This window comes from Streptomyces sp. RLB3-17, from assembly GCF_007113425.2.
GTDB classification, from domain to species: Bacteria; Actinomycetota; Actinomycetes; order Streptomycetales; family Streptomycetaceae; genus Streptomyces; species Streptomyces mirabilis_D.
The window spans coordinates 5,717,981-5,737,893 of record NZ_CP041610.2 but is presented as its reverse complement, the minus strand read 5'-3'; the positions used below and the strand labels follow the sequence as shown (position 1 = coordinate 5,737,893).

Here is a 19,913-nt window from a genome sequence, read left to right as displayed (position 1 = left end):
ACGTTGTCACAGGCACTCGGCAGAGTGCGGGTTCTGACAAGGCATACGGCGCCGCAGGCCGTGCCCTCACCCGCTAACCCAGCATCCGCTCCAGCACCACCGCGATGCCGTCCTCCTCGTTCGAGGACGTCACCTCGTCCGCGACAGCCTTGAGCTCGTCGTGGGCGTTCGCCATGGCCACACTGTGGGCCGCCCAGGCGAACATCGGGATGTCGTTGGGCATGTCACCGAAGGCGATCGTGTCCGCGGCCTTCACACCGAGCCGTCGGGCGGCGAGGGACAGCCCCGTGGCCTTGGAGAGGCCGAGGGGGAGGATCTCCACTATCCCCGCGCCCGCCACGGTGACGCCGACCAGGCCGCCCGCGACCTTGGCGGCCACCGCGGCCAGTTCGTCGTCGGAGAGCGTGGGGTGCTGCACGTACACCTTGTTCAGAGGGGCCGACCAGAGGTCCGTCGCGTCCCTGATCGGGACGACCGGGAGCGAGCCGTCCTGCCTGCGGTAGCCGGGGCCGACCAGCACCTCGCCGTCGAGCCCGTCACGGCTCGCGGCCAGCAGCAGCGGGCCGACCTCCGCCTCGATCTTGGCGAGCGCGAGCCCGGCCAGCTGCCGGTCCAGCGTCACCGAGGTGAGCAGCCGGTGCTCCCCCGCGTCGTACACCTGCGCGCCCTGGCCGCACACCGCGAGACCCTCGTAGCCGAGGTCGTCGAGGATGTGCCGGGTCCAGGGCACCGCGCGCCCGGTGACGACGATGTGCGCGGCGCCCGCCGCGGTCACCGCGGCGAGTGCCTCACGCGTGCGCTCCGAGACCGTCTCGTCGGAACGCAGCAGCGTGCCGTCGAGATCGGTCGCGACGAGCTTGTAGGGGAACGATCCGGTCGGACCCGTGGATCCGGCCGGACCCCTGGATCCGGTCGGACCCCTGGATCCGGTCGGACCGGTCGACCCGGCGGCGGCGGTCACTTGGAGATCGGCTCCAGAACCTCACGTCCGCCCAGGTACGGACGCAGCACCTCGGGCACCCGCACGGAGCCGTCGGCCAGCTGGTGGTTCTCCAGGATCGCCACGATCGTGCGCGGGACGGCGCACAGCGTGCCGTTCAGCGTGGCGAGCGGCTGGACCTTCTTGCCGTCGCGCATGCGCACGGACAGGCGGCGGGCCTGGAAGCCGTCACAGTTCGAGGCCGAGGTCAGCTCGCGGTACTTGCCCTGGGTCGGGATCCACGCCTCGCAGTCGAACTTGCGGGACGCGGAGGCACCGAGGTCGCCCGAGGCCACGTCGATGACCTGGAAGGGCAGCTCGAGGCCGGTCAGCCACTGCTTCTCCCAGTCCAGGAGCCGCTTGTGCTCGTTCTCAGCGTCCGCGGGGTCGACGTACGAGAACATCTCGACCTTGTCGAACTGGTGCACACGGAAGATGCCGCGGGTGTCCTTGCCGTAGGTGCCGGCCTCACGGCGGAAGCACGGCGAGAAGCCGGCGTAGCGCAGCGGCAGCTGGTCCGCGTCGAGGATCTCGTCCATGTGGTAGGCCGCGAGCGGGACCTCGGAGGTGCCGACCAGGTAGTAGTCGTCCTTCTCCAGGTGGTACACGTTCTCCGCGGCCTGGCCGAGGAAGCCGGTGCCCTCCATGGCGCGCGGGCGGACCAGGGCCGGGGTCAGCATCGGGGTGAAGCCGGCCTCGGTGGCCTGCGCGATCGCCGCGTTGACGAGGGCGAGCTCCAGGAGCGCGCCGACACCCGTCAGGTAGTAGAAGCGCGAGCCGGAGACCTTGGCGCCCCGCTCGACGTCGATGGCGCCGAGCGCCTCGCCGAGCTCCAGGTGGTCCTTGGGCTCGAAGCCCTCGGCGCCGAAGTCGCGGATCGTGCCGTGCGTCTCCAGGACGACGAAGTCCTCCTCGCCGCCGACCGGGACGTCCGGGTGGACCAGGTTGCCGAGCTGGAGGAGCAGACGTTTGGTCTCCTCGTCCGCCTCGTGCTGTTCGGCGTCGGCGGTCTTGACGGCGGCGGCGAGTTCCCCTGCCTTTTTCAGCAGCTCGGCCTTCTCGTCGCCGGATGCCTTGGGGATCAGCTTTCCGAGCGACTTCTGCTCGGATCGGAGCTCGTCGAAGCGGACGCCGGACGACCTGCGCCGCTCGTCGGCGGAGAGGAGGGAGTCGACGAGGGCGACGTCCTCTCCACGGGCGCGCTGGGAGGCGCGAACACGGTCGGGGTCCTCACGGAGCAGGCGAAGGTCAATCACCCCTCAAGGCTACCGGTGCGCGCTTCCGGCCATCGACTCGATATTCCGCTCCGTCACTTCTGTGACGTTATGAGTGAAATGCCGTATCGATATTCCTTGATCGCCAATGATCACCCATGAGCGCCGGTCCGCGTCAATAAAAGGGACGGTACTCCCTGAAACGGGGCAGACGGTAATCAGAGGGTTGACTGATTCCCTTGTGGAGAGCGGCACTTGAGAAGGGGTTGTCCACAGGGATCCACATCCCCGCAGAGTTATCCACAGGCTGTGCGGAAGATCTGTGGACTTCGGAGGTGATCGTTCCGAAAGCCGCATGTGGGGCGAAGAATTCCCGGGTCGAACCAGCTGTACACCCACGTTCGAGTGGAAATGCTTCGCTCCAAAGGATTGATCAAGGGAAAAGAGTGGACGAGGGGTGACGTGCGGGGCTGTGGACGAACTTGGGCCCTGTAGGCCGATTTGTCGATGATGTAGTGCTTCCTTGTCGACTTGTCCCCAGATCGAGAAGCACACCTGTGGATAACGTCTGTGGATGACGAAAATCGGCAGGTAGGACTGATGGAATGCGGAGAAGGGCAGTGGAAAAGCCCACGCCGACGAGCCGCCGACACGGGAACCCGAACGCCTGAACGGGCCTGATCCGGCCTGGATCCGGCCCGGCTCCGGTTCTGGATCTGGTTCTGGTTCTGGATCTGGCCTGGAACCGGCCTAGAACCGTCCGTCCTGGCAGCGCGCCAGCCAGTCCGACGCCGCCGAGAACGCGCTGTCGGACGTCCCGGGCCGCAGCGGCCGTACGTCCTCCAGGGCGACCCCGGCCCGCGGATAGGACCCGAGGAAGCGCACCTGGGGGCTGATGCGCTTGAGGCCCATCAGTGCCTCGCCCACACGGCGGTCGGTGATGTGGCCCTCGGCGTCCACGGAGAAGCAGTAGTTGCCGATGCCCTGGCCGGTCGGCCGTGACTCGATCCGCATCAGGTTGACGCCGCGCACCGCGAACTCCTGGAGCAGTTCGAGCAGCGCACCCGGGTGGTCGTCGCCGAGCCAGATGACCACGGACGTCTTGTCGGCGCCGGTCGGGGCCGCGGGCCGGGCCGGACGGCCGACCAGCACGAAGCGGGTCTCGGCGTTCGCCGCGTCGTGGATCTCGGTGACCAGCGGCTCGAGCCCGTAGGTCGCCGCCGCGAACTCGCCCGCGAAGGCCGCGTCGTACCGGCCCTCCTGGACCAGCCGGGCACCGTCCGCGTTCGAGGCCGCCGACTCCCACACGGTGTTCGGCAGGTGGGCGCCGAGCCAGTTGCGTACCTGCGGCTGGGCGACCGGGTGGCCGGTGACCGTCTTGATGTCCTTCAGGGCCGTGCCGGGCCTGACCAGCAGGGCGAAGGCGATCGGCAGGACGACCTCGCGGTAGATCATCAGCGGCTCGCCCTTGGCGAGCTCGTCGAGGGTGGCGGTGACACCGCCCTCGACCGAGTTCTCGATCGGGACGAGGGCGCCCGCGGCCTCGCTCGCGCGCACCGCGTCGAGCGCGGCCGGCACGGACACCATGGGCACCAGCTCCCGTGTCGCGGCTTCCGGGAGCGTGCGGAGGGCGGCCTCGGTGAACGTTCCCTCGGGGCCGAGATAGGTGTAGCGCGTCGCCGACATACTCGTCACCCTAATGGGCCCCGTCCCGCGCGGATCACGCTTCCAGCAGCCGTTGCCCCACGTACTCCCCCTCCGCCGCACCACCCGGCACCGCGAACAGCCCGCTCGCCTCGTGGCGGATGAAGGTCGACAGGGCGTCGCCGCGGTCGAGCTTGCGCTGCACCGGGACGAAGCCGCGCAGCGGATCCGCCTGCCAGCAGACGAAGAGCAGGCCCGCGTCGGGCACCCCGTCCGTGTCGAAGCCGTCGTGGAAGGAGAACGGGCGGCGCAGCATCGCGGCGCCGCCGTTCTGGTCGGGCCGGGTGATCCGGGCGTGCGCGTTGAGGGGGACGACCAGGTTGCCGTCGGCGTCGGTCTTGTCGAGGTTCATCGCGGTCGTCTCGGTGCCACCGGTCAGCGGCGCCCCGGTGGATTTCTTCCGCCCTACGACGTCCTCCTGGGCCTTGACCGACAGCTTCTCCCAGTCGTCGAGGAGCATCCGGATCCGGCGTACGACGGCGTAGGAGCCGTTCGCCATCCAGGCCGGGTCGCCGGCGGCCGGCACGAAGATGCGCCGGTCGAAGTCGGACTCGGACGGCTTCGGATTGCGGGTGCCGTCGATCTGGCCCATCAGGTTGCGGGCCGTCATCGGCTGGGCCGTGGCGCCGGGCGAGCGGTTGAAGCCGTTCATCTGCCAGCGCACCCGGGCCGCGCTGCCCGCGTCCTTCTGGAGCGTGCGCAGGGCGTGGAAGGCGACCAGGGCGTCGTCGGCGCCGATCTGCACCCACAGGTCGCCGTTGCTGCGCGCCTTGTCGAGGTGGTCGGAGGAGAAGTCGGGCAGTGGGTCGAGGGCGACCGGGCGCTGCTTCTCCAGACCCGTCCGGGCGAAGAAGCTGTTTCCGAAGCCGAAGGTGACCGTCAGCGAGGACGGTCCGGCGTCACGGGCGACGTCCGTGTCGTTCTGCGCGGCAGCCTGGCCCGCCATCAGCCGCTGGGCCGTCGTCGACCAGCGGCGCAGCAGGGCGGCGGCCTCCTTGCGGCCCGCGCCCGCGGCCAGGTCGAATGCGACGAGGTGGCCACGGGCCTGGAGCGCGGTGGTGATGCCGGGCTGATGTTTCCCGTGAAACATCACCGTGTCCGCGCCGAGCGAGGTCAGGGGTGCGGCCTTGTCGGCGGCGGGCGCTGCCGCGTACCCGGCGGCACCTCCGGCCGCGCCCAGGGCGAGACCGGTGGCACCGGCGGTGCCGAGCAGCCGGCGCCGGGAAAAGACCCCGCCAGAAGAGGGCTTCTGGGAAACGGCCTCTCCTGGAGGGGTGTTTTCCGTGGTGGCTTCCGGAGTGGGCTGGTCAGCCATGGTGAGGTTCAGCCGATCTTCGCGTTCTTGGTGACGGTCGTCTGGTCGATGTCGGAGGTGCGCACGGTCACCGCGATCTCCCAGTCGCCCGCCATGGGGATCTGCACCCCGATCGCCGACCAGTGGCCGGTGGCGATGCGGTCGGGGGTCACGGGCAGCGGCCCGATCTTCTTGGCCTTCAGGGTGAAGGCGACCTTCACCTCGGGGATGTCGAAGGCCTTGCCGTTCGGTCGTTCCACGTAGACGTGCATCTCGTTGCCGCCGACGCGGGCCGGGGCGAGGGTGACCTCCGCGGTGCCCTTGCCGTCGTGGCCGCCCGTGTCGAACGGGAGCTTCAGGGAGAGCGGCCCGGACCGCTGCGAGGAGGACGAGGTGGCCTGCTTGGCCGCCTCCTCCGTGCGCCCCGGCTCGGTGGACGTCAGCACGGTCGTCACGGCCAGCAGGACGACGGCGACGCCGGCCTCGGCGAGCACCGAGCGGCGCAGGCCGGCCCGGGCCGGGTCGGCGTCGCGGAGGCGCTTTTGACGCGCGATGGCCACGGCGGTCTGCTGCCGGGCGAGTTGAGCGGCACGCCGTGAGTCTCCGGAGTGCGAGTCCCTGGAGTTCGAGTGTCCGGAGTTCGAGTCCCTGGAATCCGCGTTTCTGGAATCCGAGCCCCCAGAGCTGGAGTCCCTGGAATTCGCGGGCACCTTCGTCGGCTGCTTCGTCCGCAGTTCGGCGAGAGCCGTCGCTCCGGCTGTCGTCCCGGTTCCGGCCCCGGCTTTGGCCCCGGCCGTCGCCAAGGCCTTCGCCTGCGGCGCCTCGGACAGCTGTGCCGTCCAGCGCCGCGAGATCCACGCGATGCCGACGAGGACCGCCACCAGGCCGATCTTGATGAGCAGCAACTGTCCGTACCACGTTCCGGTCAGCGCCGACCAGGAACCGACCTGGCGCCAGGACTGGTAGATCCCGGTCGCGGCCAGCACGGTCACGCTGCCGAACGCGAGGCGCGAGAAGCGCCGTACGGCCGCCGCGTCGATCTGTGTCTCGGTGGGCGCCCGGAACAGCGCCACGAGCAGCGCCGACAGGCCGCCCAGCCAGACGGCGACCGCCAGCAGGTGCAGCACGTCCACGGGCATCGCGAGGCCCGCCTGGATACCGGTGGAGGCGTGCTCGGCCATCGCCCAGCTCGCCGCCAGGCCCGCCGCGACGACGGCGCCGCCGATCGCGAGCCCGAAGGTGAGGTCCCTCTTCTCGGCATCGGCATCGACACCGCTCTTGTCGGACCCGTCCCCCTTGTCGGACGCGTCACTCCTGCCGGACGCGTCGCCCTCGTCGGTCGCGTCGGCCTCGTCCCGCCGCGCGTACGCCCCGAAGAGCACCGCGATGAACAGCGCGCCCGCGGCGAGCAGCAGCAGCCGCGAGACCAGTGCCGCGCCCGCCTTGGTCTGCAGCACCTGCCCGAGCAGCGTCAGGTCGAAGATGTCGCCGACCTTGCCGGAGCCGACGTAGGAACCGCGCAGGAGCAGCAGCGCGAGGGTGGCGCCGGTCAGCGCGAGCCACCCGGAGACCACGAGCCGTTGCACCGGACGGACCCCGGCGCCGCGCTGCCAGCAGGCCAGTACGAAGGCCGCGCCACCCACCAGAAGGATGAATCCGGCGTACGAGACATACCGCCCGACCCCGTAGAGCGCGCCGACGACTCCGCCGCCCACGGCCGGGTCGGAGAGCGCGACGGAGGTCTGCGAGGGCGCGCCGACGGAGAAGGTGAAGGCGCCCGAGACGGGATGGCTGTCCGCCGACACCACCTGGTAGGTGACGGTGAACGTGCCGTCGGGCAGCCCCGAGTGGAGCTTCACGCCGTAAGTGGTGCCGCCCAGGTCGGTCGCCTTGCCGGTGTCGACGCGCTTGCCCTTGGGGTCGAGCACGCGCACCGAGTCGTCGGACATCGCGACCTTCTCGGAGAACGTCAGCGAGACCTGGGTGGGTGCCCGGCCTACCACCGCTCCCTGCTGGGGGTCGCTGCCGGTCAGCGCGGCGTGCGCGGAGGCGGGCGCCGCGCCGGCCAGGACCGCGCCGATCACGGCGAGGAGCAGCAACAGCAGTGCCCGTACCCGAAAAGCGACCCCTCCAGTGGTGGTGGCAGCCGCACGGGGAGCGATGGCCTGTGTCACGGTGATCCCTCCCTCAGTGCCCGGTCTTGGGGTTGTACGTCGCGGACTTCACCGGCATGGAGACCTTCACCGCGCCCGCCTTGGTGAAGTGCAGCGTCACCGACACCTTCTCGCCCTCCAGAGGCTTGTGGGTGAGCTTTTCGAACATGAGGTGGTTGCCGCCGCTCGCGAAGTCGAGTGACCCGTCGGCGGGCACGGCGAACGACTTCTGCTCCTCCATCGCGCCGCCCTTGGTGGAGTGCAGCGTGACGTCCGAGGCGAGGTCGCTGGTGACGGAGGTCAGGGTGTCGGCGCCGCCGGAGTTGGTGACGGTGAAGAAGCCGGCGGCCATGGTGTCCATGACGGGGGCGGGCATGTAGGCGCCGGTGATCTTCATCTCGGGCTTGCCCGCTTTGTTCGAGGGGGAGTCCTCGGAGCCGCAGCCCGCCAGCGCCAGCGCCGTGGCCGTCAGGGCCACGCATCCCGCGAGACGCCTCGAAGGGGCTCCGGGTCGGCTCACGGATTCTCTCCCTTGATGAGCTTGGGGAGGTCCCTGGTGTAGTCGTCGACGGTGGCGTCCTCGCCGTAGATCACATAGCCCCCGTCGGTCTTCGGCGAGAACGCGATGACCTGGGTGCCGTGCACGGAGACGAGCTTGCCGTTCTTGTCCTTCGTCGTCGGCTCGATGGAGATGCCCAGGGTGCGGGCGCCCGCCTGGATGGTGGGGAAGTCGCCGGTGAGGCCGACGAAGGCGGGGTCGATCCCCTTGAGCCACTTGCCGAGCGTGGCGGGGGTGTCGCGGGCCGGGTCGGTGGTGACGAACACGACCTTGAGCTTGTCCTGTTCGGCCTTGGGCAGTTGCTTCTTGGCGACGGCGAGGTTGCTCATCGTCGTCGGGCAGACGTCGGGGCAGTGGGTGTAGCCGAAGTAGATCAGCGTCGGGACACCCTTGGTCTCGGCCCGGAAGTCGTACTTCTTGCCGTTCGTGTCGGTGAGGACGAGGTCGGGCTTCTCGAACGCCTTGTCGAGGACTGTGGCGGCCTTGCCCGTGCCGGCCTCGGCGGACACGTTGGCGATCGGCTTGTTGCTGTCGTCGCCGCTGCCGCAGGCGGAGAGGGTCAGTGCGGCGGCGGCGAACAGGGCGGCCGCGGCATACGTCTTCTTGCGCATAGAAAAATGTCCCAGATGTGAGGGCTCCGGTGTGCACCGGGGTCGTACGACCTCTTTGACGAGGGCGTACGACCTACCGGTGCACAAAGGAGGCGTGCGATGGGCCTCAGGCCTCGGTGCGCCGACGGCCGGCCAGAACGCCGTACGCCACGCCCGCCGCGCCGACGACGATGCCGACGACACCGAGGACGCGCGCGGTGGTGTCACTGCTGTCCGCGGAGGAGGCGGAGGTGGACGAGGCGGGGGCCGCCGTGGAGGTGTCGGAGGCATCCTTGGCGGTGCCGGAGGACCCGTGGTGGCCGTCCGCGGACGCTTCGGAGAGCGTGAGCACCGGAGCCGGGTTCTCGGGCTCCTCCTGGCCCGCCTTCTGCGGCTCGATCCAGCGCACGACCTCCTTGTTGTCGTACGTCTGGATCGCCTTGAAGACGAGTTCGTCGGTGTCCTCGGGGAGCGCGCCGACGGAGAGCGGGAACTTCTGGAAGAAGCCCGGCTCGATGCCCTTGCCGGTGGCGGTCCAGGTGACCTTGCTGACAGCCTCGGAGATCTTCTCGCCGTGCATCGTGAGCGGCTTGGCCAGCTTGGTCTTGGTGACCTTCACGGACCAGCCGTCGAGGGGCTGCGGCATGACGGAGGCGAGCGGGTGGTCGGTCGGGAAGTTCACCTCGACCTGGTTGGTCGAGGCGTTGTCGCGCTCGTTGGGGACCTTGAAGTCGACGACGGCGTAACCGCCCTTGGCGGCCTCGCCCTCCGGCTGCACGCTGACGTGCGCGAAGGCGGGGGCGGAGACGGCGAGGACGGCCGAGACGGCGACGGCACCGGCGGCGGCGATACGGGAAGCCTTCATGGAAGAGAGCACTCCACTTTCAGTCCGATGAGAAGAGAAGGGGGTGCGCGTGCGAAAGGTGCGAGGGGCCCCTGGGGGTGTTTTCGCGTGCACGCGCGCGTGCCGCACGACGGCAGCCCCTTCGGATCCTTCAGATCCTTCGGATCGGTCCGGACGGATCCTTGGGATCGGTCCGCGTAGTGGCGCGTCGTGTCAGGCGGCGAGGACGAGAGCGGTGGAGTGGGGCGGTCCGCGGCGGACGACGCTGTGCTGAAGCTCGGCGGTACGGGGCTTGGGCGGCGTCAGAAGCGCGGTGCGCCGGGCGCGCGGCGTCGCGTCGGGCGTACCCGGCAGTCCGGCCCGCAGGGCGCGTACGAGCGCGAGCGCCCCGCGCAGGGACCGTACGAGCGCCCCTTCCGCGACTCCGTGCGCGGACAGCCGCATCAGCCGCAGCAGCGCCAGATCACCGTGGCGCAGCACCCAGCCGGCGGCGACGGCCGCGAGGACGTGCCCGAGCAGCATCGGCAGGGACGGCCACACGGACATCGAGGACCCCGTGGCGGCCGACATCGCGTCCGAGGAGTGGGGCATGGGCATGGACATGGACGGGGTCGTGCCCGTGTCGAGCCGTGCGTCGGCGAGGATCTTCATGGCCTGAGCCGGGCTGATCGCCGCCGCGGTCGTGCCGCAGACGAGGCGCGCGGCACGTTCCACGAGTGAGGTGTCGGCCATCGACATGGAGCTTGAGCCCGCCGTAGCGGTCCCGGCGAGCCCGAAGAGCGTGTGCAGCGCGGTCTGACCGCCCGCGAGCAGCGCGGCGATGCCCGGTAGGGAACGCTCCCGTCCCGCCAGCCCGGCGGCGACGGCGAAGACCGCCAGGAATCCGGCGCCGAGCGTCCACAGCGGGACGGTGGCGCAGGAGGCGAGCCCATGACCGGCCGCGGCCAGCACGACACAGACCGCGGCGAACACCGCGGCCCGCAGAATCCGGAGCCCGTGTCCGGAGCGCGCCCTGCGCTGGTGGGGGGCAGTCATGGCGGGCTCATCATCGCACTCGACCCACCCGCTGCCCACGGCAGGTCCGCAAGATGACGGTCCGCGAGCCGTGGTCCGGAAGATCACGATCTGGGCCGAACCACCCGCACATACACCGATCGTTGTCGCGTGCGCATCCGCCATATGGGCGGCATCACGTCCTGCGGGCGATTGCGCACAGGTGCTTGCGGCAATACGTAACGGTATGTCGAGCCGCGGCCGGGAGGCTGGAGCATGAGCATCTGGTGGTCACTCCATTTGCGGCGTGAGGCTGCGAGCGTTCCGCTCGCCAGACGTCTGCTGCTCGGCACGATGGAGACGGCGGGTGTCGATCCGGACGTCTCGTACGACCTCTCCGTGGCTCTCACCGAGGCCTGCGCCAACGCCGTGGAGCACGGCGGCGACGCCGCTCCCGGTACGGCGTCCGAGGCCTATCGGGTCACCGCCTACCTCGACGGCGAGAAGTGCCGCATCGAGGTCTCCGACTCCGGCCCGGGCTTCGCCCCGGGCCGTGCGCGTCCCGCGCTCCGCCCGGTCCGCGGCGACGCGGAGCACGGCCGGGGGCTCTGCCTGATCCGGGAACTCGCCGATCACGTCCAGATCGGCAACGAGCCGGGGCGGGGCGGTGCGGTGGTCAGTTTCGACAAGATCCTCAAGTGGAAGAAGGACGCGCCGCTGATGGCGGTTTAGCGCCCGGGCGGGAGCGGATCGCCAAGGCGGTCTCGCGGGTCGCCAACGCGGCCTCGCCCAGCGGGAGTTCGGCCCTGACCTCGAAGCCGCCTCCGGGTCCGGGCCCGGCCCGGAGGCGGCCGCCCACGGACTGGGCGCGTTCGCGCATGCCGACGAGACCGAAGCCGCCGGGGACCTGTGGTGTGGGCGGGGCGGATCGCAGGGCGCCTCCGTCGTCGGCGACCGTGAGGGTCAATCGGTCGTGGGAGTAGGCGAGCCGGACCCGGGCGGTCTTGGCGGCCGCGTGTTTGGTGACGTTGGTGAGCGCTTCCTGCACGATCCGGAACGCGGTGAGATCCGCCGCCGGGGTGAGCTGTTGGGGTTCCCCCTCGGTGCTGACGGTGACGTCGAGACCGGCGGACCGGAAGGAGGCGGTCAGGCCGGCCAGGCGGGCGAGTCCGGGAGCGGTCGGCGAGGATGCGCCCTCGGACTCCCCGGACTCCCCGGACTCCTCGGACTCCTCGGACTCCTCCGTGTGTTCAGTGTCCTTGGTGTCCTTGGTGCCCTCGTGCCGCAGCAGGCCGACGGTGGCCTTGAGTTCGCGCAGCGCCGCGGAGGTGGTGGTGGCGAGGTCGGCGAGAATCTTGTGGACCTGGTCGGGCTGGCCGCGCAGAAGGTGGGCGAGGGTGCCGGCCTGGGCGTTGGCCAGGGCGAGGTGCTGGGCGGTGACGTCGTGCAACTCGCGGGCGATGCGCAGCCGCTCCTCGGCGACCCGGCGCCGTGCCTCCTCCTCGCGGGTGCGCTCGGCGTGCTCCGCGCGGGCCCGGACGGCGTCGAGGTAGGCGCTCCGGAGCCGGACCGCGCTGCCCAGAGCCGTCGGCATCAGCACCCAGGCGGCGGGGCCGACCGTCTCGAGGTCCAACGGGCGGTCGGCGGGCCCGGCGATGACCTCCGTGGTCATCAGGAGCGCGGCGACACCGAAGACGTAGCTCCTGCGCAGGGCGTTGTGTTCGGTGCGGAGGGCGAACGAGTAGAGCGCCACCATGAGCGGGCCCAGCGACAGCACGGTGAGCAGCCGGCCCTGCGCGGCCGAGGTCACGGCGGCGGCGGTGGTCAGGGCCAGTGCGGTGCGCGGGTGGTCGCGGTGGAAGAGCAGGGCGGTGCAGGAGACACCGGACAGGAGCGCGGCCGTCCACCACGGGGCGGCCGGGTCGGGGGAGCCGGTGGCGACGTACAGGCTGCCGGGGAAGGAGACGGCGAACAGGAGCAGGGCCGTTGTCGTGTCCCGGGCGCGGGGACTGCTTCGCACGTGTCGCTGCCAGTTGGCGATCATCACCGGTTCCTGTCGGGGGTACGGAGTGAGGGCCGCCCGTGTTCGGCACGGGTGGCCCTCCGGCACGCGGGGATGGTCAGATGCGGGCCGGTTCCCGTGGGGCCGGGTCGTCGTGCGCCGGGGGTGCCGGGGGGATCGTGGACTGCTGGGTGAGTGCCTCGCCCTCGACGTCGACCTTGGGCAGGATGCGGTCCAGCCAGTGGGGCATCCACCAGGCGGCTTTGCCGAGCAGGGCGAGGACGGCTGGTACGAAGGCCATGCGGACGATGAAGGCGTCGAACAGGACGGCGATCGCGAGGCCGAAGCCGATCATCTTGATCATGGACTCGCTGGCTCCGATGAATCCGGAGAAGACGGCCATCATGATCAGTGCGGCGGCGACGACGACCCGGGCGCTGTGGCGGAAGCCGCTCTCGACGGCCTGGCGCGGGTTGTCGCCGTGGACGTAGGCCTCCCGCATCCGGGCGACGAGGAACACCTCGTAGTCCATCGCGAGGCCGAAGACGATGCCCACCAGGAAGATCGGCATCAGGCTCATGATCGGACCGGTGGTCTCCACGCCGAGGAGTGAGGCCAGCCAGCCCCACTGGAAGACGGCGACGACGGAGCCGAGGGCGGCGAGCACCGACAGGAGGAAGCCGACGGCCGCCTTGACCGGGACCAGGACCGAGCGGAAGACCACCATCAGGAGCAGGATGGCCAGGCCGACGACCACGATCAGGTAGGGGATCAGGGCGTTCTGGGTCTTCTGGGCCATGTCGATGTTCAGGGCGGTGGTGCCGGTGACCTCGAAGCTCGCGCCGTGGGTCGAGGCCTCGGTGGCGGGGCGCTGGTTGCGGATGGTTTTGACGAGGTCCTGGGTCTTCTTGTCGGTGGGCGCGGTGGAGGGGACGGCGGTGAACATCGCGGTGTCGCCCGCGGGGTTGAAGCGGGCGGGGGAGACGGAGACGACTCCGTCGGTGGCTTTGATCTTCTTTTCGATGGTGGTGACGGCGGCCTTGGGGTTCGCGGCGGCCCTGGCGTCGACGACGATGGACAGGGGGCCGTTGAAGCCGGGGCCGAAGCCCTTGGCGAGGTCGTCGTAGGCGCGGCGCTCGGTGGTGGAGGTGGGTTTGGCCTCGTCTCCGGGCATGCCCAGCTGGAGGTCCATCACGGGTACGGCGAGGGCGCCCAGGCCCACGACCGACAGCAGGAGCACCGGGAGGGGGCGGCGCAGGACGAAGCGTGCCCAGCGGCTGCCGCCGTTGTTCGTGCCGCCTTCTTTGATCCGGCCGCGCTTGCGGGCCTTGCGGGAGAGTACGGCGTTGGGCCAGAAGCCGAGGAGGGCCGGGACGAGTGTCAGTGCGATGAAGACGCCGATCATGACGGCTCCGGCGGCGGCGAGGCCCATCTTGGTGAGCATGGGGATGCCGATGACGGAGAGGCCGGCGAGGGCGATGACGACGGTGAGGCCGGCGAAGACGACGGCGGATCCGGCGGTTCCGGTGGCGAGGCCGGCGGCTTCCTGCGGGGTGTGGCCCTTGGCGCGTTCTTCGCGGTAGCGGGAGACGATGAAGACGGCGTAGTCGATGCCGCAGGCGAGGCCGAGCATGGTGGCGAGCGTGCCGGTGGTGGAGGACAGGCCGAACGCGCTGGACAGGGCCATGATCGCGGCCATCGAGACGCCCACACCGATGAGCGCGGTGAGCAGCGGCAGCCCGGCGGCGGTCATCGAGCCGAAGGTGATCAGCAGGACGAGCGCGGCGATGGCGATACCGATCCCCTCGGCCGCTCCGCCCGCGGCGGGCTGGGCCGCCAGCGCGTCACCGCCGGCCTCGACCGTCAGACCCGCGTGCTTGGCCTGCGCTATCGCGTCCTTCAGGTGGTTCTTGCTGGCGTCGGTGAGGCCGTCGGCCTTCACCTTGTAGGTGACGGTCGCGTACGCCGTCGTCGCGTCCTTGCTGATCGCGTTCGCCTGGAAGGGGCTGACCGCGCCGGCGACCTGCGAGCCGTCGGCCGCCTCGTCCACGAGCTTGTCGATGGCCTTCTTGTTGCCGGCCGCGGTGATCTTCTGGCCGTCGGGGGCCACGAAGACGATCCGGGCGTTCGCCCCGTCGGCCTTCGCCCCGGGGAAGCGCTGCTCCATGAGGTCGAACGCCTTCTGGGACTCGATCCCCGGCATGGAGTTCGAGGCGTCGGGAGCGGCCGGAGCCTTGACCGCGCCGAAGCCGACAGCGCCGAGCACCGCCACCCAGATCAAGGCGACGTACCAACGCCGCCGGAAGGCCGTACGGCCCAGTCGATAAAGGAAAGTAGCCACGGGAGTGGTCTCCAAGGTCTGTGTTCGGGGCAGCGAGCGGTGGGGTGCTGCGAGCGGTGCGGTGCGGTGCTGGGCGGGCGCGGGCATGCCGGGGTGTCCCGTGGCCCGGAGGGGGCGTCGTAGGCGCCGGGGTCAGAGGTTGAGCCGGGGTCAGAGGCTGAGGGGGATGAGCGTCGGGCCGTAGTCGGAGCGGCAGGCGCGTCAGGCCGGGGGGCGGTAGGCGCGTCAGGCCGGGGTCGGCGTCCTGCGGCCCTGCGTTTCGAGGGCCTGTGTCCCGCGGTTTCGCGTCCCGCGGCTCTGGAGGAGGCCGAAGCCCGCGCCGAGCGAGACGAGGCCCATACCGGCGGCGGCAGTGATTCCCTGCACGCCGTCAAGGGCGAAGCCGGCGGCCACGGCGACGACTCCGTTGAAGAGGAACAGGAACCAGAGCACCGGACGGGAGGAGAGGAACGACTTGATCGGGTCCTTCTTGGCGATGCGGGAGCCGGCCAGGAGGGAGAGGGCGATCCCGCCGTAGGTGGCCACGTCCTTCTGCGTGCCGTCGAGTACGGAACCGGAGGCCACGGTGGCGGAGAGGCCGACCAGGAACAGCGACCAGAGCACGATCGAGGAGAGCAGCGACTTCATGAACCTTTTCCTTCGGCGGGGAGTCTGTAGGGGCGTGAGCTTCCGGATTCAACGATCCCGTCGGAAGCTCGCCGCCACGAGTGAGTGCTCCCCCGAACCTGTGGTGTAGCGGGCTACACCATCTATCTGGAGCCTGCTCTCCCGCGCAGCCGCACCAGGCGTGCCTAGCCTGGACGGCATGGGAACGACAGTGCGGCAGGCAGCGCGAGCCACGGTCCAGTTGGGACGGGCAGCCGTACTGGCGTTCGGCTCGATCATCTTCATCACCGTGCTGCTGTTCACGGCCGTCGCCACCCTCGTGGTGGTCGGTGCCGGACTGCTGCCCGAGACGGTGCTCCTGGTGCGCCGCTTCGCCGGCGCCAAGCGGCGCCAGGTCGCCGAGTGGACCGGCCGGGAGATCCCCGAGGCGTACCAGCGCGTCGAGGGCCCGCTCCGCCGGCGGCTGCGCACGGCGGTCCGAGACCCGGGCACCCTCAACGACCTGCGCTGGATGGTCGCCCACTACGCCTACGGCTTCCTGGGCGTCCTCGCGCTGCCGCTGTGGCCGGCCGGCCTGCTCGTCGACGGCGTACGACAGGGTGTGCTGGGCCGTTCACCGCTGGTCCTGCCGCTGATCAGCCGGCTCGCGGACCTCGACGCCGTCTGGTCCACCGCCCTGCTCAAGCCCTCACCCAAGGCCCTGCTCGCGGAGCGGGTCGAGGAACTGACCGAGACCCGGGCGGGCGCGGTCGCCGCGCACGAGGCCGAACTGCGCCGCATCGAGCGGGACCTGCAAGAGGGTACGCAGGCCCGACTGGTGTCGCTCTCCCTGCGGATCGGCATCGCCAAACGGGCGTACGAACGCGACCCGGACGCCGCCCGCAAACTTCTCGACGACGCCCAGGACCAGGCCGAAGAGGCGCTGACCGAACTGCGTCACGTCGTCCGTGGCATCCACCCGCCGATCCTCACCGACCGTGGACTCGTCGGGGCGGCGCGGGCGCTCGCGGCGAGCAGCGGGCTCGACGTGACCATGGACGTGGACGGTCTGGAGGACGGGGCGCAGAGCGGGGTCCGGGCCCCCGCGGCGATCGAGGCGGCCGCGTACTTCGTGCTGGCCGAGGCGCTGACGAACGCGGGCAAGCACAGCACCTCGGAGCGGGCGGCGGTCCGGCTCGCCCGTACGCCGACGGGACTGAGTGTGGTCGTCCGTGACGAGGGCCGCGGCGGTGCCGACGAGGCGGCCGGTTCGGGACTGCTCGGTATGCGACGGCGGGTCGCCGCGCTCGACGGGGCCGTACGACTGACCAGCCCTGTCGGGGGGCCGACGGTGATCGAGGTGGACCTGCCGTACGCGTGGTGACGCCCTCGGCGTTTCGGCGACACCTTTGGCGTTTTCGGGCTCCCTGTAGAGGCCGATTTTCCGTCGACTTCAGCTTTCTCAGGATTCTTACCCTCCTCACAGCCCCACCCCATGTCCCTGACGGTTGACCTTCCTAGCTTTCCGATCATGACGAGAAGCCACAAGGACACTTCGGTCACCCGGCGCCGTGCGCTCGCGGTGACGGGTGGCACGGTCGCCGCGGGCGGGCTCGCGGTCGCCGGCTACCAATCGGCGTTCGCCGACGGGACGACCAGCGCCACCGACGCCGAGGCGACCGCCTCGGCGACCTCGACCTCCACCGGCAGCGGCCAGTGCGTGCTGATGTCCAGCGTCACGGAGGGGCCGTACTACCTCGACGGCGCTCTGGTGCGCAAGGACATCACCGAGGGCAAGGGCGGCGTCCCGCTGACGCTGCGCATCACGATGCAGGACACCACCGACTCCTGTGGCCCGGTCGCGGGCGCGGCCGTGGAGATCTGGCACTGCGACGCCTGGGGCTACTACTCCGGCTACACCACCGCCAACCCCGGCGGCTCCGCCCCCGCCGAGAGCGAGGACGGCTCGACCGCGAACGACCAGACCTACCTGCGCGGCTACCAGGTCGCCAACGCCAACGGGGTCGTCAAGTTCGAGACGATCTTCCCCGGCTGGTACACGCCTCGCACCACGCACATCCACGTCAAGGTGCACACCGGCGGCGAGAAGGCGGACGGCACCTACGAGGGCGGCAAGGTCAACTTCACCGGCCAGCTCTTCTTCGACGACGACATCGCCGCCGAGGTCCAGGCCCTGGAGCCCTATTCCAAGCACACGGGCAGCTACACCAAGCTTGCCGACGACATGGTGTACGACGGCGGCGGCACCTCCAGCGGGCTGCTCACCCTGACGCCGGTCCACAAGAAAGACCCGTCCAAGGGCTTCAAGGGGTCCATCATCCTGGGCATCGACCCCGACGCCGAGAGCACCGGCGCGGGCGGCGGTGGTACGCCCCCGAGCGGCGCTCCGACCGGTACGCCGCCGAGCGGTGCCCCGACCGGTACGCCGCCGAGCGGTGCCCCGAGCGACAGTGCCAGTCCGTCCGCCTCGGCGTCCTCGTAGGGCTCGCGCGTGAGCGGCCGCGAGGACGAGACGCTGGCGCGGGCCGCCGTGGCCGCGCTGACAGGGCAACTGGAGCTCACCCCCAAGCCCGGCCTGCCCGATCCGCGTGATCTCGGCGCCCGGGACACCCGCCGGGATCTGTGTTCCCTGCGCTGGTCGGCCAAGGCGCTGACGCCCGGCCTCGCGGCGATGGCGGCCGCCGCCCGCCGCATCGGCGGGCCCACGCCCGAACTCCGCACGGAACTGGGCGCGATCGGCCGGTCCACCGAGCACTCGGTGACGCTGGCGGGCGGTGGCCACCGCGGGGCGCTGTGGGTCCTGGGCTTCCTGGTCGCGGCGGCGGCCCTGGATCCGGGGGCCAAGGGTTCCGAGGTCGCCGCCACCGCCAAGCGGATCGCGGCGCACCCCGACCGGCGGGCGCCGCGGCGGCCCTCCCGGGGGTCGTCCATGTCCGCGAAGTACGGCGCGGCCGGGGCGCGGGGCGAGGCACGCGCCGGATTCCCGCACGTACGGCGGGCGTTGGACGCGCTCGCCGCCTCGCGCTCCGCCGGCGCGTCCGAGCCGTACGCCCGGCTCGACGCCCTCCTCACCGTCATGTCCACCCTTCAGGACACCGAGTTGCTGTACACAGCGGGCCCGCACGGGCTCCGGCACGTCCAGGCGGGTGCCCGGGGCGTGCTGGAGGCGGGCGGTACGGCGACGGAGGCCGGCCGCGTGGCTCTGGCCGCCTTCGACGACGACCTCCACACGCGCGCGTGGAGCCCCCGTGGCACGGGGGGACTGCTCGCGGGCGCCCTGTTCGTGGACTCGCTTCCGGTGGTGGTCAGTTCGCCGGTACGGGTTGCTGCTTGACCCGGTCCTGGTCCCGGTCCCAGTACCGGCGGTGGGCTGTCGCCTCGCGCGTGGCGGCCCACCGCACCGCCGGGCCCATCCCGTAGGACGCCCCCAGCATCAGTCCCCCCAGCAGCAGCCATCCCGGGGTGCCCCAGCCCACCAGCAGCGCGGTCAGGACCAGCGGGCCCGCGGTGCGCGCCACCGTGACGCCCGTGCCGAAGAAGCCCTGGTACTCGCCCATGCGGTCGGCCGGGGCGAGGTCGAAGCCCACCTGCCAGGAACCCGCCGACTGCTGCATCTCGGCGACGACCTGGAGCACCGCGCCCGCCACCAGGACCCCGGCCGCGACCCACGGCGAGGCACCGGCGGACAGCGCGAAGACCGCGCAGGACATCAGCATCACGAGCCCGGAACGGCGTATCGCGCGCGTGGCCGAGGCGAGGCCCGTGACACCGCGCGCCATCCGCACCTGGAAGACCATCACCGCACCGGTGTTGAGGACGAACAGCGCGGAGACCAGCCAGGCGGGCGCCTGGGTGCGCTCGGTGATCCACAGCGGGATGCCCAGACTGAGCAGCGGCATCCGCAGCAGCAGCACGGTGTTGAGGAACGTGACGAGCACGTACGGGCGGTCGCGCAGGACACCGGCCCCGTGACCGCGCCGTACGGTCACGCGCGGCACGGACGGCAGCCGCAGCAGCACACCCGCGCAGAGCAGGAAGCTCACCGCGTCCAGCGCGAACACCCCGAGATACGCGTCCCGTGTACCGGCGTGCAGTGCGAGCCCGCCGAGGCCGGCCCCCACCGCCAGACCGGCGTTGAGGGTCGACTGAAGATGGGCGAGCAGCCCGGTCCGCTCCCCGGCCGGTATCAGCCCGGCGAGCAGCGCCTGCCGGGCCGCCCCGAGCCCCGACTGCGCGGAGGCGTACGCGCAGGCCGCGAGGACGAAGGGCAGGAAGCCGCGGACGACCAGGAAGGACGCCACCGCCGCTCCGGTCGCGAGGGCCAGCAGCACCGCCGTGCCACGAGGCCCGCGCCGGTCGGCGAGCCGTCCCAGCGGTACGCCCACAAGAGAGCCGATCGCCCAGGCGACGGTCAGCCCGAGCCCCACGCGCGCGGGGGCCAGCCCCACGACATGCGTGAAGTACAGCGCGGAGGTCACGTAATAGGCGCCGTCCCCCACGGAGTTGGTCAGCTGGGCGAGGGCCAGGACGCGTTGCGGTCCCGCGGGCGGGACGAGGCGGCTCGACCGCGCGGATGCTGCCGGATTCGTCATGACTTCGACGCTACGGGCCCGGTGGACCTGTCAACAGGCCCA

General features: G+C 71.0%; 17 protein-coding genes. 4 read left to right on the top strand and 13 right to left on the bottom strand.

Annotated elements, in window-relative coordinates; translation table 11 throughout:
• Window positions 1-73: 73 nt before the first annotated feature.
• The 9 genes from FNV62_RS26070 to FNV62_RS26030 form a co-directional block, all read right to left on the bottom strand.
• On the bottom strand, window positions 74-961 hold the full coding sequence (locus tag FNV62_RS26070; protein WP_143627237.1) for an HAD-IIB family hydrolase: 888 nt from the start codon (window positions 959-961) through the stop codon (window positions 74-76).
• Window positions 958-2,235, bottom strand: a complete 1,278-nt coding sequence (serS, locus tag FNV62_RS26065; RefSeq protein WP_060901687.1) for a serine--tRNA ligase — start codon at window positions 2,233-2,235, stop codon at window positions 958-960. Before serS ends, FNV62_RS26070 begins: the two co-directional genes overlap by 4 nt.
• A 708-nt stretch (window positions 2,236-2,943) precedes the next feature.
• Complete coding sequence (pheA, locus tag FNV62_RS26060) at window positions 2,944-3,879, bottom strand: prephenate dehydratase (protein ID WP_054236926.1); 936 nt, start codon at window positions 3,877-3,879, stop codon at window positions 2,944-2,946.
• Between the two features lie 34 nt (window positions 3,880-3,913).
• Window positions 3,914-5,212 carry an iron uptake transporter deferrochelatase/peroxidase subunit gene (gene efeB / locus FNV62_RS26055; protein ID WP_097285404.1) on the bottom strand — a complete coding sequence of 433 codons (1,299 nt, stop codon included), beginning with the start codon at window positions 5,210-5,212 and terminating at the stop codon, window positions 3,914-3,916.
• 8 nt (window positions 5,213-5,220) lie between these two features.
• Window positions 5,221-7,365, bottom strand: a complete 2,145-nt coding sequence (locus FNV62_RS26050; RefSeq protein ID WP_399222649.1) for a copper resistance CopC/CopD family protein — start codon at window positions 7,363-7,365, stop codon at window positions 5,221-5,223.
• 13 nt (window positions 7,366-7,378) lie between these two features.
• Window positions 7,379-7,864, bottom strand: a complete 486-nt coding sequence (locus tag FNV62_RS26045; RefSeq protein WP_225900376.1) for a copper chaperone PCu(A)C — start codon at window positions 7,862-7,864, stop codon at window positions 7,379-7,381.
• Window positions 7,861-8,514, bottom strand: coding sequence for an SCO family protein (locus FNV62_RS26040; RefSeq protein ID WP_097285403.1), 654 nt, complete (start codon window positions 8,512-8,514; stop codon window positions 7,861-7,863). Before FNV62_RS26040 ends, FNV62_RS26045 begins: the two co-directional genes overlap by 4 nt.
• Before the next feature lie 106 nt (window positions 8,515-8,620).
• Window positions 8,621-9,358 carry a YcnI family protein gene (locus FNV62_RS26035; RefSeq protein ID WP_143608658.1) on the bottom strand — a complete coding sequence of 246 codons (738 nt, stop codon included), beginning with the start codon at window positions 9,356-9,358 and terminating at the stop codon, window positions 8,621-8,623.
• Between the two features lie 192 nt (window positions 9,359-9,550).
• Window positions 9,551-10,372, bottom strand: a complete 822-nt coding sequence (locus FNV62_RS26030; RefSeq protein ID WP_097285401.1) for a hypothetical protein — start codon at window positions 10,370-10,372, stop codon at window positions 9,551-9,553.
• Window positions 10,373-10,606: 234 nt separating this feature from the next.
• Here FNV62_RS26030 and FNV62_RS26025 point away from each other — a divergent pair, with 234 nt between their 5' ends.
• A complete protein-coding gene (locus FNV62_RS26025; protein WP_054236932.1) occupies window positions 10,607-11,062 on the top strand; it encodes an ATP-binding protein in 456 nt (151 codons plus the stop codon).
• On the opposite strand, the gene FNV62_RS26020 is transcribed toward FNV62_RS26025, so the two are convergent.
• The 3 genes from FNV62_RS26020 to FNV62_RS55815 all read right to left on the bottom strand — a co-directional run bounded on the left by FNV62_RS26020 (window position 11,025) and on the right by FNV62_RS55815 (window position 15,300).
• Window positions 11,025-12,374, bottom strand: a complete 1,350-nt coding sequence (locus FNV62_RS26020) for a sensor histidine kinase (RefSeq protein ID WP_143627235.1) — start codon at window positions 12,372-12,374, stop codon at window positions 11,025-11,027. The two genes, FNV62_RS26025 and FNV62_RS26020, sit on opposite strands and share 38 nt — an antisense overlap.
• A 76-nt stretch (window positions 12,375-12,450) precedes the next feature.
• On the bottom strand, window positions 12,451-14,673 hold the full coding sequence (locus FNV62_RS26015; protein ID WP_164331752.1) for an MMPL family transporter: 2,223 nt from the start codon (window positions 14,671-14,673) through the stop codon (window positions 12,451-12,453).
• A 225-nt stretch (window positions 14,674-14,898) separates the two neighbouring features.
• Entirely contained in the window at window positions 14,899-15,300 is a 402-nt protein-coding gene (locus FNV62_RS55815; protein WP_225900375.1) for a hypothetical protein, read from the bottom strand.
• Between the two features lie 178 nt (window positions 15,301-15,478).
• Between FNV62_RS55815 and FNV62_RS26005 the strand changes: the two genes are divergently transcribed.
• The 3 genes from FNV62_RS26005 to FNV62_RS25995 all read left to right on the top strand — a co-directional run bounded on the left by FNV62_RS26005 (window position 15,479) and on the right by FNV62_RS25995 (window position 18,613).
• Entirely contained in the window at window positions 15,479-16,642 is a 1,164-nt protein-coding gene (locus FNV62_RS26005; protein ID WP_097285399.1) for a sensor histidine kinase, read from the top strand.
• 147 nt (window positions 16,643-16,789) lie between these two features.
• On the top strand, window positions 16,790-17,761 hold the full coding sequence (locus FNV62_RS26000; protein WP_225900374.1) for an intradiol ring-cleavage dioxygenase: 972 nt from the start codon (window positions 16,790-16,792) through the stop codon (window positions 17,759-17,761).
• Window positions 17,762-17,770: 9 nt separating this feature from the next.
• Complete coding sequence (locus FNV62_RS25995) at window positions 17,771-18,613, top strand: triphosphoribosyl-dephospho-CoA synthase (protein WP_143627229.1); 843 nt, start codon at window positions 17,771-17,773, stop codon at window positions 18,611-18,613.
• On the opposite strand, the gene FNV62_RS25990 is transcribed toward FNV62_RS25995, so the two are convergent.
• Complete coding sequence (locus FNV62_RS25990) at window positions 18,585-19,871, bottom strand: MFS transporter (RefSeq protein ID WP_225900373.1); 1,287 nt, start codon at window positions 19,869-19,871, stop codon at window positions 18,585-18,587. The two genes, FNV62_RS25995 and FNV62_RS25990, sit on opposite strands and share 29 nt — an antisense overlap.
• Between the last annotated feature and the right edge of the window lie 42 nt (window positions 19,872-19,913).

Bases quoted from the DNA above. Each gene is read 5' to 3' on its own strand.
- pheA (WP_054236926.1), bottom strand. From the start codon at position 3,879: ATGTCGGCGACGCGCTACACCTATCTCGGCCCCGAGGGAACGTTCACC.
- efeB (WP_097285404.1), bottom strand. From the start codon at position 5,212: ATGGCTGACCAGCCCACTCCGGAAGCCACCACGGAAAACACCCCTCCA.
- FNV62_RS26040 (WP_097285403.1), bottom strand. From the start codon at position 8,514: ATGCGCAAGAAGACGTATGCCGCGGCCGCCCTGTTCGCCGCCGCCGCA.
- FNV62_RS26035 (WP_143608658.1), bottom strand. From the start codon at position 9,358: ATGAAGGCTTCCCGTATCGCCGCCGCCGGTGCCGTCGCCGTCTCGGCC.
- FNV62_RS26030 (WP_097285401.1), bottom strand. From the start codon at position 10,372: ATGACTGCCCCCCACCAGCGCAGGGCGCGCTCCGGACACGGGCTCCGG.
- FNV62_RS26025 (WP_054236932.1), top strand. From the start codon at position 10,607: ATGAGCATCTGGTGGTCACTCCATTTGCGGCGTGAGGCTGCGAGCGTT.
- FNV62_RS26020 (WP_143627235.1), bottom strand. From the start codon at position 12,374: ATGATCGCCAACTGGCAGCGACACGTGCGAAGCAGTCCCCGCGCCCGG.
- FNV62_RS55815 (WP_225900375.1), bottom strand. From the start codon at position 15,300: ATGAAGTCGCTGCTCTCCTCGATCGTGCTCTGGTCGCTGTTCCTGGTC.
- FNV62_RS26005 (WP_097285399.1), top strand. From the start codon at position 15,479: ATGGGAACGACAGTGCGGCAGGCAGCGCGAGCCACGGTCCAGTTGGGA.
- FNV62_RS26000 (WP_225900374.1), top strand. From the start codon at position 16,790: ATGACGAGAAGCCACAAGGACACTTCGGTCACCCGGCGCCGTGCGCTC.
- FNV62_RS25990 (WP_225900373.1), bottom strand. From the start codon at position 19,871: ATGACGAATCCGGCAGCATCCGCGCGGTCGAGCCGCCTCGTCCCGCCC.